Raw genomic sequence first — 11,935 nt, 5'->3', positions numbered from 1 at the left:
TAGCCTCCCCACCGTGAATCAATCATTCTATTTCGTGAGTATTTCTCTGGATTCTTTGCGCTGGATACGCCTGATACGCAGGCTAGCCATACACCGGGACAGACCGGATCAGTTAAGCTACGGACTTACTTAATTCTTGTTCGGGCAGTCCATGAATATCGACCAGCCATTGACCCTTTTGGGCGGCATCAGCGCGCATGAGTTCATGCAAACCTACTGGCAACGTAAACCCTTATTGATACGCGGCGCCATCCCTAATTTCAAGCACTCGCTGAGCATCGACAATATCCGTGAACTGGTGACACGCGAAGAAGTCGAGTCCCGTCTGATTATCCATGACGGTGAGGACTGGGAAATGGAAACCGGACCATTTGACGAGCTGCCGCCTGCCTCCCAACCCAACTGGACTGCGCTGGCCCAAAGCGTGGATTTGCACGATGACAATACTGCCGCGCTGATGCGACAGTTCCGCTTCATCGGTGATGCTCGTCTGGACGATGCCATGATCAGCATCGCCTCTGATGGCGGTGGCGTAGGCCCGCATTTCGACAGCTACGACGTGTTCCTGCTGCAAGCCCACGGCAAGCGTCACTGGCGCATCAGCCAGCAAAAAGACCTAAGCCTGGTGCCTGACCTGCCCTTGAAGATTTTGCGCAATTTCCAGGTAGAAGAAGAGTTCACCCTGGAACCCGGCGATATGCTGTATCTGCCCCCGCACGTAGCACATGACGGGATTGCGATTGGCGACTGCATGACGATTTCCATCGGCTTTCGCTCGCCTACTCAGGCAACGCTGGCCCGTGGCTTGATGGATGCCGCATCGGATCAACTGGCCGCTGCCAGCGGCGAAGGCTTTGGCCTGTACGCCGACCCACCGATGCCCATGCCCGAGGCCATGCAGCAGCGCTACACCGACCCGGATGCACAGGCCAGCACCACCCCTGCCGCCTTGCCGGAAAACCTGATTCAAAAGTCGCTGGATGCATTGAACGCCATTCGTTTTGATGAAGCGCTGGCCTCACGGTTCCTGGGCGTCTGGCTGACCGAATTGCCCAGTAATAGCTGGTTTGACATTGCCGAAGACCCGGTGGATCTGCACGATCCCACGCTGCCTGAAGGCCGCTTGGCTTTGGACCGCTGCTCGCGCATGATGTACCGCGGCGATGAGCTGTATATCAACGGTGAAGTCGCCCCCTGTCCTGCCAGCCCGGCGCTGAAATTGTTGGCTGATCAGCGTGAGCTCCCCACTTCTGGCGATGCTTTTGCAGAGCTGGATGAGGACGAACTGGAAATGCTGAATGCCTGGCTGGACGACGGCTGGCTGCAGTTCAAGGAAAACTGAGCACCGAGCCACTAGCTCTGGCGAACTCAGCAAAAAAGCGGGGCAGCTTGCAGGCTGCCTCGCTTTTTTATTTCTAGCTACCAAAGAATCGAAAGCCCACTATTTGCGGTTGCGGTTGCGGTTGCGGTTGCGGTTGCGGTTGCGGCAACATTATTCACGCCGTACAACAAGAAAAAGTACTATTATGAAAAACGCGATTCACAAGACGAGCAACTCGTCATAAAGCCACCATTAGTGGCTTTGCAGCCCAGCTTCAATCCAGCTCGGGCCACACCCAAAAATCACGTAGCCACTCCAGTCCGTATAGTCAGGCACCTACCTAATTCAAAAGTGGTCTGTCATACAACCAAAAAGCGTCCTATCTGAACAGTCCATTTAATCGCTATAAATAGTGCTCGTTTGTCATCTCTCCTTTTGGAAAGCGCAGAGCACTATGTCTACCTCACGATCATCCTCATCCTATTTAGTCAGCGATTTGATCCCGCCCATTGTAGCCGGTCTGATCTCGGTCATCGTCAACTACGGCGGCACTTTTATTCTGGTTTTCCAGGCCGCCAAAGTCGCCGGCCTCAGCCCCGAGCTGACTGCCTCCTGGGTCTGGTCAATTTCTATTGGTGTGGGCGTGACAGGTCTGCTCCTGAGTTGGGTCTCGCGCGAGCCCATCATCACCGCCTGGTCCACTCCGGCCGCCGCCTTTCTGGTCACGGCGCTGGCCAGCACGCCGTATCAGGAAGCAATCGGCGCCTACCTGATCTCGGCAGCGGCGTTTGTCGTCCTGGGCCTGTCATCCTACTTCGAGCGCCTGATCCGCCTGATTCCCAACGGTATTGCCGCCGGTCTGCTGGCGGGGATTCTGTTGCAATTTGGCATAGGAGCATTTGGCAGCATGACGCTAGACCCGACACTGGCAGGCCTGCTGATTCTGGCCTATCTGGTCATCAAGCGATTCTCGGCCCGCTATGCCGTGGTCGGCATTCTGATTCTGGGCCTGACATTTCTACTCCTGGAGCAGCGCGTCGACCTGAGCGGCCTGAAACTGGAGCTGGCCGCGCCCGTGTTCACCATGCCGGTGTTCACGCTCAATGCCTTGCTGAGCGTAGCCTTACCCTTGTTTCTGATCACGCTGACCGGTCAATACATGCCCGGGATGCTGGTCTTGCGCAACGATGGCTTTCGTACCAGCGCCAACCCAATTGTGTGGGTCACCGGCCTAGGCTCGCTCATCATGGCCCCCTTCGGCTCCCACGCCATGAACGTAGCCGCTATTACCGCGGCCATCTGCACGGGCCCGGAAGCACACCAGGACCCATCCAAACGCTGGGTAGCCGGCATGGCAGCCGGAGTGTTCTACATTCTGGTAGGTGTGTTTGGGCTAACGCTGGCCGCTGTATTCATGACCTTCCCCGCGACCTTTATCACCACGCTGGCGGGATTAGCGCTGTTGGGCACCATAGGTGGCAGCCTGGCGGGGGCCATGGCCGATATCAAATCACGTGAAGCAGCCTTGATCACCTTTTTAGCTTCAGCGGCCAATATCACCCTGTTCGGGATTGGCGGAGCATTCTGGGGACTGGTGATTGGCCTGCTGGCGTACTTCATTTTGAATGGGACGTTGCCGCAGCGTAAAACGGAAAAGCTGGCTACTGAAGGAGTCCCCGCGGCTTCTGATGCTCGGTGACTAATTGGAATGAATGCAGGCTAGGGCTGTGGTCTTAACCTGCATTTGCGACAGGGCCGCCGCCAGCAACGGCTTAGCAATTGGACATTTGATAGCCAATTATTCAAAGCCAGCTAAGCTGCTGAAATTAAAAAACTTTTCAGCGACTTATATAGCAGAAAACCTTGCATGTGCATGATAGTGACCCACAAGCTTTTCAAAGCTGCTTAGGCAGCAAACATTGCAAGTGCCGTGCGGGCCCTGTACCTGATTTTCTAAGCTGCCTACACGGCAGCAAACTAGAGCGTTTATCCCTCAACGCCAAACAGGTTCTACCTTATGACTTTTTCTGCCACCGAAACCCTTTTCCCAGCCCAGTTCATAAGCATCTGATTTTAAATAAAATCTCAAAATCAATAAAAAAGGTTTCTGCAAGCAGAGGATAATCATCCCGAACTCACCGACCAAGTTTATTGTAAAAAATAGTCACACAAGCTAAAGCAATTCCACCCATCAACAGCAAACAGACTTCTAATTCACCCAAAACACCCTGAAAGAATTAATAGACACAATCTCCTGACTGCCTCTTTTCCGCTCAAATGCTAGCCTGCGTTGGCTTTGGTATTCAGGAATACGGTGTCATGTTTGGCGATTTCAATCTTGCGTCTCCCTATGCGGCTTATGCCCGCCTTCGCCAGGGTCCGCCCTTGGTGTGGGATGCGAATTTCTGTGGCGGAGCCTGGCTGGTTCACAGACATCAGGATGTGCAGGCCGCTCTGCGCCATCCCGATCTCAGTGTGCGCCGTGTTGGCGGGTGGGTATCTCAGGCAGGAGCCCCTCCCTCCCCTCGTCTACAGGCTTTCAAGGGTTTGATGGCCAGGACGCTGGTTTTCCTGGATCGCCCCCGTCATACCCGCGTCAGGCGGGTTGTAAATGCTGCCTTCAGCCCGCAGGCGTTGCGGGACATAGACCGCAGCATTGAAAATCGCGTGACGCACCTTCATAGCGCTTTTACAAACCAGCTGCGCCACGGCCCAGCAGATCTGGTTGAGCAGGTCTGCCGACCGCTTCCGGCCTTGGTCATGATGGATCTGCTCGGTTTGCAGCAACTGCCTTTAGCTGTTTTTCAATCCTGGTCAGAGCAACTGGCACGTTTCATTGGGCAAGCCACGCCGGACCTACCTTTGTTAATGGATACGCAGGACGCCTTGCTGGATATGGCTGACTTTCTGGGGAACAGCGCCAAGCTGCAAGAAGGTGGGCTGGCCTGGCGACTTTTGCATGACGAGCAGCTCTCCCTTCAAGGCAGGCGCGAGCGTTTGGCGCAGTCCTGTATGTTGCTCTTTGCAGGCTATGAAACCTCCCGGCATCTGCTGAGCTCCCTGTTTCAAACGCTGCTTGACGACGCCAGCAAGCTGCAGGACCTGCTGTTGAATCCGCAGAAAATTCCCGCAGCGATCAAAGAGCTGCTGCGTTACGACAGCCCGATTCAATACACGGCAAGACGCTTGATGCAGGACCAACACTGGCACGGTCAGCATTTGCGCAAAGGTCAACTACTGCTGTTGCTCTTGGGTGCTGCCAACCGGGACCCGGAAGTTTTTTCCCATCCCGACGACCTGGACTTCAGCCGCAACAATCAGGCCGAATTGTCCATGGGTTACGGGATTCATCATTGCCTGGGTGCGGGTTTGGTGCAGTTGGAGGCCAAATTGGTACTTGAGCAGTTCCTGCCTTTGCTGCCTCGCCTGCAATTGGCTCAAAGAGAGCGTATTCAGCTTCCCGCCTACAGGGGCTGGAACCGCCTGCTGGTTCACTACCGGGCCATGCCGTCATGAGTGCTTTTATCGCTCACCTGGATCAGCAACTAGAGGCCTTGAAGGCCCGGAAGCTGTGGCGACAAAGAGCAATCTGCCACCCCTTGCCGGACGCGCATATCGAGCGCAATGGTCAGGTCTTGCTGAGTTTCGCAGGCAATGACTATCTGGGCCTTAGCCAGCACCCGCAACTCAAACTGCTGGCAGCACAAGATGTAGCCGGAGCCACGGCCTCCCCACTGATTTGTGGGCATCATGCGCTGGCTCAGCGACTGGAGCAAGAGCTGGCAGACTGGAGCGGCTTTGAGGCCAGCCGTCTTTTTGTCAGTGGTTATCAAGCCAGCCTGGGCGTGATTCCCGCGCTGGTCGGCACGGGCGACACCATCTTCTGTGACAGGCTGAACCACGCCAGCCTGATTGATGCCAGCCGTCTGTCCGGCGCCCGTTTACGCGTGTATCCCCATAGAGACATGGCACGTCTGGATGATTTGCTCAGTCGTCCAAGGACAGGGTTCAAGCTGGTGATCTCGGACAGCCTGTTCAGTATGGACGGGACTGTTGCCCCGGTCGATGAGCTGATCACCTTATGCGAACGCCACGATGCCCTGTTGTATCTGGACGATGCACATGGTCTGGGGATATTGGGCGAAACCGGACGCGGCGCGCCTGAGCATTTCCTGCTCAATAGCACGCAACGTCAGCGCCTGATTTATCTGGGGACTTTTGGCAAGGCAGCCGGGCAAGGCGGCGCTTTTATTGCCTGCTCCCACAACGTGGCTGACTGGCTCACTCAATCTGCCCGCAGCTATGTGTACAGCACCGGGCTGGCTCCGGCACATTGCGCATCCTTGCTGGCTTGCCTGCAACTGATCAAACAAGCCCAGCCCCAGAGAGCCTTGCTGAAAGAACACATTCAAACGCTGCAAAGCTTGAGCCAGGATCTGCCCTGGCGTTTGACGCCGTCCGACACGCCCGTGCAAAGCCTGCTGATGGGCGAGGTGGAACCTGCTTTACAGCTGTCCGACGGCCTCCTGCAAAAAGGGATTTGGGCACCGGCCATACGGCCACCCACCGTCCCCCGTCATCAAGCCCGCTTACGTGTTTCCCTGTCTGCTTCCCACCGGCATCAGGATATTGAAAAACTGGTTCAGGCATTACATGAAGCCGCCCACTCTTTACGGTGATTTGTCATGAATTCAAACTCTTTTCCCCCTTTGGCTCAACGCAGTTTGCAGACTGTCTGGCATCCTTGCACGCAAATGCAGCATCACGATCACGGTGTGCCGCTGCTGGCAATCAACCGCGCCTCGGGTGCATGGCTATATGATGTCGACGGCAATGCCTATCTGGACGCCATCAGTTCCTGGTGGGTGAATCTGTTTGGACATAGCCACCCGCATCTGGTGCAGGCAATTAGCGATCAGGCTCAGCAACTGGATCACATCATGCTCTGTGGCCTGACTCATGAGCCGGTTGTGCAGCTTTCCGAACGATTGGCCGCCTTGAGCAGCCATCGTCTGGGGCATGCTTTTTATGCCAGCGACGGCGCTTCTGCCGTGGAAATTGCTCTGAAACTGAGCGTGCATTACTGGCGTAACCAGGGGCAGGAACACAAGCACCGTTTTGTCGGCATCGCGCAGGGATACCACGGCGAAACGCTGGGCGCGCTGGCCGTCACCGATGTGCCTTTGTTCCGGGAAAATTACGGTGCGCAACTGGGCCAGCACTACACGGCAGCCAGTCCCGATCTGCGCCAGGCCCATAGCCCGGACGAACACCACCCGGTCACCGCAAAGGCACTGCAATCGTTGGAACAGATTCTGGAGAGTCATCACGACATTGCCGCCGTGATTCTGGAGCCGCTGGTGCAATGCGCGGCTGGCATGCAGATGCACTCCCCCGACTATCTGCGCGGGGTGCGCGAGCTGTGCGACCGCTATCAGGTGCATTTGATTCTGGACGAGATTGCCGTGGGTTGCGGGCGTACCGGCACCTTCTTTGCCTGCGAGCAGGCTGGCATCTGGCCTGATTTGCTGTGCTTGTCCAAGGGAATTACCGGCGGCACGCTGCCCTTGTCCGTGGTGCTCTCCAGCCCCACGATTTATCAAGGGTTTTATGACTCGGATTTGCGCCGCGGGTTTTTACACTCCCATTCCTACACCGGCAATCCCTTGGCCTGCCGCGCTGCGTTGGCAACCCTGGATCTGTTCCAGCAATACCCCGTTTACGAACTGCAAAAAACACTGGCTCAAGCACTTGATGAAGGCTTGCACACGCTGAAACTGCACTCTCCCAAGATGCAGCATCTGCGCCGCTGCGGGGTGATCTGGGCCTTTGACCTGAACACAGGCCCGGCTCGTTACGATCACCAGGGCTTTGCCCGACGCTTTTACCGCTCTGCCCTGCAGCAAGGACTCATGCTTCGCCCTATCGGCAACACGGTATACCTGATGCCCGGCTATTTATGGGGCACGCAAGAGGTGGAGCATTGCCTAAATGGCTTGGGTCAGTTGTTGAGGGAATACGCATGAAAGCCTGCTTTGTGACTGGCACGGACACAGAGATTGGCAAAACACTGGTCAGTTCCGCCTTGCTTCATTTGCTAAGCCAAAGCGGCGCACGCACGCTGGGCATCAAGCCTATTGCGTCGGGAGCCGAGGAAATAGAAGGCCGTCTGCATAACGAAGATGTGGACGCGCTGGCCCGGCACTCCAGCCTGAAGCTGACACCGGCAACCTTGACACCGTACCTGTTTGAGCCCGCTGCGGCTCCCCACATCCTGGCCGATCAAGCGGGAATCGAACTAGACCCAGCGTTGATCAAAAACATGGTTCAAGCGGCGACAGAACATGCCGACTATGCCATCGTGGAAGGAGTGGGCGGTTTCATGCTGCCCCTGGGGCAGGGGCGAACAGGTATCGATTTAGCACAGGCTTTGCAGCTCCCTGTCGTTCTGGTGGTGGGTCTGCGTTTGGGCGCTTTGAATCACGCGCTACTGACGGCTCAGGCCATACGCACCAGCGGTTTGAGCGTGCTGGGCTGGGTGGCCAACCTCATCGACCCGGAGATCCCTTATGCCAAGGAAAACCTGCAGACGCTGCATGACTATCTACCCGGCCCTTGCCTGGGCGTCATTCCCAGACTGAGCGCTGCAAGGCTGGATGACCGTATTCAGCAAGCGGCACAGCATCTTCAGTCACCTTGGCACAATGAAGACCAGGCAGATTCAAAAAGGCCTAAACAAAGTAGCTGCCCACGGTTCCCAGCAACGCCACGCCCAGCAGCAAGCACAGCGCTCCCCCCAGCGCAAAGCGCCAGGCAGGATTGATGAACCAGGCGTCCACACCGCGATTTAACAAACGCAGAGGCCACGGTCTCTGCACGCGGCTCATTGCCTCTTGTTGCAAACGGGTACGCAGGCGACTCACCTGTTCCTCACTGATTGCATCCATGGCTTCCCACTCCAACTTCCAGCGCAGAAAAGCAGCCTGATGCTCGGGATCAATCGTCAACCAGGCGCGAAAGGCAGACTGGCTGCGGGCATCGTTCTGATACTGGGGCTCGTGCTGTTTGAGCAGCCAATTCAAGGCCTGCTCATCAATGTGCTGCAGGTGCCCCTCCTTACACATACGAGCCCGCCGAACGCGGCATCGCCCCATCTACCCGATGGAACCGCGCCGGATCATGACGACACGCCCGCATGGTCATGCGTATATAGTGCTCCACCACTCGTGAACTTGTGCCCATTCGAGTGGCGATCTCTTTATAGCTCAGGCCCTCGAAACGATGCAGCACAAAAGCTTCGAGGTGACGACGAGGCAACGCCTCAATCAGCGCCAGCAGTCGAGCCTGCGGCTCTGAAGAAGCGGAATCATCAGCTTGTTGGCCCCGCCGCGTAGGCCAACACAAGCGTAAACCATGACGGAAAAACAATTTCAGCATGGGTGACTCCTCAATGCACTAAACGATAATAGTTCCTATTATCTTTACTGTTTTATGGAAAGTCTAGCCCTCCTCGATAAAGCTCCACCCCGCTCATCCACCCAAACGGATGAGGGCAAGGCTTCTTACGAGCAATCATAGACTTCACCGGAAACGCACCGGCACTCCCAACTAACGCAACGGCATTCCGTGCAGCCATTGAGCGGTCTTTACCTGAGCGGCAGCAGACTCATGAGGTGAACAGCCTGGCTGTGGACTCAATGACTTAGCATCAAGCCCGGTCAGGACGAATGGCGGACATAAAAAAAGCCCTGGCAATAACCAGGGCTTTTTCCAGACGGCTCGCAGGCCGACTCAAGACAATCAACTACCAGGACGCAGATTGGTGGACAGCACATTGATAATGCGCTTGGCCGTCGCTGTCGTCTGCTCCTGACCTTGCTGATCCAGCACGGTCACGCGGGTACCGGCTCCTTGGGCACGCAGCTTGATGCGGAACGGCGTGGCTTCGGCCGTATTGCGACTGCCAAAGATGCGGCCAAAAATGTTTTGCTGTTCAATCTTCTCGCCCGTATCCGAATCCAGATAGCGAATAAAGAACTCACCCGCAGAGCGGTCACGATCCTCAACCGAGAAACCGGCCGAATCGATAGCCACGCCGACACGACGCCAGGCTCGATCAAAGGACTCGTTCAGCAGCAGCTCTGCCTGATCGCCCTTGTCCGAAGCCTGAACCTGAACGCTGGACGGGTCCTTGGCGGCGTTGGCCACCTGCTCACGAGCGGTTTCAATATCCGATCCCAGGAAGACCATCATGCGAGCCAGCATGGCCGCGTTCAGACCCGGATCCTCTTTGGCGAACACCCATTTAAAGGCGGTGCCATCCGCGGTGGGCGTCTCTTCCATGTGTTGATGGGAGACGTAGATTTCGGTCTTGTCGCCAACACGCTCAAAGCGGGTACGGAAGCGGTCACGTTCACCGCTGTCAAAGACCTGATCGATAATGGAACCCAAGGCGCTGCGAATCCAGCTTTCAGGAATCTTGGCCCGGTTCTCTGCCCAGTCGGTCTGGATCAGGCCGGCACGGGGGTCCTGCGACTGAATGGTGAAACCGTTATCACCCCAGAAATCAATAATACGGGGAAACAGATCCTCCACGGGGCGGTCGACAACCAGCCAGCGCAGATCACCGTCACGCATCACCTTGATAGCGTCGGATTGCGGCAAAATCTGATCGGCTCCGCCTTTGGCCTGCTGCGCATTTTGACCTTGCGAGTAAACCGAATAGGAGGTCACCCCTTCTGGGGCACGATAGTGGGCATCGCGGTTGGCCTGGGTCAGATCCGGCGGAATGCTCAAGGGATCGCCCGCAACCGTACTCTTGTAATTCACCGACTCGCCCCGGCCCATTATCTGGTCCACCGTGGAGCAGCCCGACAGCACCAACAGGCTCAGAGACAGCCCGATCAGGCTTTTATTAACTGGCTTAGCAATCATGGAAGAAGATCCGCAAGTTTCAAGGATTGACGCAGCAATTCGTGATGCTGTGCATTTAACGGCGTCAATGGTAAACGATATCCCAGCTGAGTAAGGCCCATTTCTGCAACGGCCCATTTCACGGGAATGGGGTTGGCCTCGACAAACAGGTTCTTGTTCAAACCTGCCAAAAAGGCATTCAAACGGCGTACCGTGGGTACATCCATATCCAGAGCGGCCTGACACAACTGGCTCATCAGGCGTGGCGCCACGTTGGCCGTCACGGAAATATTGCCCTTGGCGCCCAGCAGGATATACGAAGCAGCCGTAGGATCATCGCCGCTGACCACAATAAAATCTTCCGGCGCATCACGCAGCAGCAGTCCACCGCGCGCCAGATCGCCGGTTGCATCCTTGATGCCAATGATGTTGGGAATCTGCGCAAGACGCAGCACGGTGTCATTTTGCAGGTCTGCGACCGTGCGGCCTGGCACGTTATACAGGAATTGGGGCAATTCCACCGCTTCTGCAATAGCGCGGAAATGCTGGTACATCCCTTCCTGGGTAGGGCGATTGTAATAAGGCACCACCGACAAACCGGCGTCTGCACCCACTTCCTGCGCATGACGCGACAGCTCGATGGCTTCACGGGTGGAGTTGCCACCGACTCCGGCAATCACGGGAACACGACCGGCGGCGTGCTCTACAGCCACCTTGATCAGTTCGGCATGCTCATCGACCGACACCGTAGGCGACTCGCCCGAGGTTCCAACGACCACCAGCACACGTGTTCCTTCCTGTATGTGCCAGTCGATCAGCTTTCGGTAAGCGGCAAAATCCAGACCCCCATTGGGATCCATGGGTGTAACAAGGGCAACCATGCTGCCCTGAAAATTGGAAATAGCAGAGTCCGAACTTGCCATGATGAGATGAATCTCCGGGTTTAAGGCCCAACAGCCCAAAAAAATATTGACTCACAAGTTTAACGGATAAGCCGTTAAATCATAAGAACCATTTCAATACGCCTTCGCCCAGGGCAATCAAAGGACGCATCAGGGTCCAAAGCACGCCAGTGAACATCAGCAAGATCAGAATAACCATGCCGTAAGGCTCAATACGGGAGTAATGATAGGCCAAACGATCCGGCAAGAGACTAAATACGATACGGCCGCCATCCAAGGGAGGCAGGGGCAGCAGATTCAAGGCCATCAAGACCAGATTGACCTGTACGCCTGCAATGGCCATACCCATCCAGAAGCGGCTGTCGCCCTGCCCCAGCTTGACCATCAAGTGTGCGTACAAGACCCACAGAATCGCCATCAGCATATTGGAAGCCGGTCCGGCAAGAGCCACCCAGAGCATGTCACGTTTGGGGTTGCGCAAGCGCCCCCAATCGACCGGTACCGGCTTGGCCCAGCCGAACAAAATGCCGCCCATTCCCATGAGTGCGCTGGACAGCAAGAGCACGGCAGGCACCACAATCGTGCCGATAGGGTCGATGTGGCGCAAGGGGTTCAAACTGATGCGTCCGGCCAGCATGGCGGTCGGGTCGCCAAACATGCGGGCGACATAACCGTGAGCCGCTTCATGCAAGGTGATGCCGAAAATGACTGGCAGAGCATAGACCGTCAAGGTCTGTATAAAAGAGTCCATGGTGATCCTTGGTCCAGGCCGGCAACTGATCCGATTGTGCATGCACAC

11 protein-coding genes are annotated in these 11,935 nt (G+C 56.3%); 6 read left to right on the top strand and 5 right to left on the bottom strand.

What is annotated here, in order from left to right:
- Positions 1–151 precede the first annotated feature (151 nt).
- From VF694_RS06805 to bioD, 6 genes are all read left to right on the top strand, one after another.
- On the top strand, positions 152–1,342 hold the full coding sequence (locus VF694_RS06805) for a JmjC domain-containing protein (protein WP_440163973.1): 1,191 nt from the start codon (positions 152–154) through the stop codon (positions 1,340–1,342).
- Positions 1,343–1,775: 433 nt separating this feature from the next.
- Positions 1,776–3,020, top strand: a complete 1,245-nt coding sequence (locus VF694_RS06800; RefSeq protein ID WP_003802709.1) for a benzoate/H(+) symporter BenE family transporter — start codon at positions 1,776–1,778, stop codon at positions 3,018–3,020.
- A gap of 578 nt (positions 3,021–3,598) precedes the next feature.
- Positions 3,599–4,837 carry a cytochrome P450 gene (locus VF694_RS06795; RefSeq protein ID WP_426345577.1) on the top strand — a complete coding sequence of 413 codons (1,239 nt, stop codon included), beginning with the start codon at positions 3,599–3,601 and terminating at the stop codon, positions 4,835–4,837.
- Entirely contained in the window at positions 4,834–6,000 is a 1,167-nt protein-coding gene (locus VF694_RS06790; protein ID WP_440163971.1) for an aminotransferase class I/II-fold pyridoxal phosphate-dependent enzyme, read from the top strand. The genes VF694_RS06795 and VF694_RS06790 overlap by 4 nt, the downstream gene beginning before the upstream one ends.
- Positions 6,001–6,006: 6 nt before the next feature.
- Positions 6,007–7,347, top strand: coding sequence for an adenosylmethionine--8-amino-7-oxononanoate transaminase (gene bioA / locus VF694_RS06785; protein ID WP_440163970.1), 1,341 nt, complete (start codon positions 6,007–6,009; stop codon positions 7,345–7,347).
- Positions 7,344–8,144, top strand: coding sequence for a dethiobiotin synthase (gene bioD, locus VF694_RS06780; protein ID WP_059318731.1), 801 nt, complete (start codon positions 7,344–7,346; stop codon positions 8,142–8,144). The genes bioA and bioD overlap by 4 nt, the downstream gene beginning before the upstream one ends.
- Here bioD and VF694_RS06775 read toward each other — a convergent pair.
- From VF694_RS06775 to VF694_RS06755, 5 genes are all read right to left on the bottom strand, one after another.
- Positions 8,053–8,445: a FecR/PupR family sigma factor regulator gene (locus VF694_RS06775; protein ID WP_059318730.1), complete on the bottom strand. Its 393-nt coding sequence runs from the start codon at positions 8,443–8,445 to the stop codon at positions 8,053–8,055. The two genes, bioD and VF694_RS06775, sit on opposite strands and share 92 nt — an antisense overlap.
- The gene (locus VF694_RS06770) at positions 8,438–8,758 is read right to left on the bottom strand and encodes a sigma factor-like helix-turn-helix DNA-binding protein (protein ID WP_059318729.1); all 321 of its coding nucleotides are present in this window, start codon (positions 8,756–8,758) and stop codon (positions 8,438–8,440) included. Before VF694_RS06770 ends, VF694_RS06775 begins: the two co-directional genes overlap by 8 nt.
- A gap of 363 nt (positions 8,759–9,121) precedes the next feature.
- Positions 9,122–10,255, bottom strand: coding sequence for an outer membrane protein assembly factor BamC (gene bamC / locus VF694_RS06765; RefSeq protein WP_003802720.1), 1,134 nt, complete (start codon positions 10,253–10,255; stop codon positions 9,122–9,124).
- Positions 10,252–11,157 (bottom strand): 4-hydroxy-tetrahydrodipicolinate synthase, encoded by a 906-nt coding sequence (dapA, locus tag VF694_RS06760; protein WP_003802721.1) that lies wholly within the window; start codon positions 11,155–11,157, stop codon positions 10,252–10,254. Before dapA ends, bamC begins: the two co-directional genes overlap by 4 nt.
- A gap of 79 nt (positions 11,158–11,236) precedes the next feature.
- Positions 11,237–11,887 (bottom strand): site-2 protease family protein, encoded by a 651-nt coding sequence (locus VF694_RS06755; RefSeq protein WP_003802722.1) that lies wholly within the window; start codon positions 11,885–11,887, stop codon positions 11,237–11,239.
- Positions 11,888–11,935 lie beyond the last annotated feature (48 nt).

This window comes from Alcaligenes sp. Lyrl_28 (assembly GCF_051948705.1).
In the GTDB taxonomy this organism is placed as follows: Bacteria; Pseudomonadota; Gammaproteobacteria; order Burkholderiales; family Burkholderiaceae_B; genus Alcaligenes; species Alcaligenes ammonioxydans.
The sequence above is the reverse complement of the archived record's forward strand: the minus strand, read 5'-3'. Positions and strand labels throughout refer to the sequence as shown.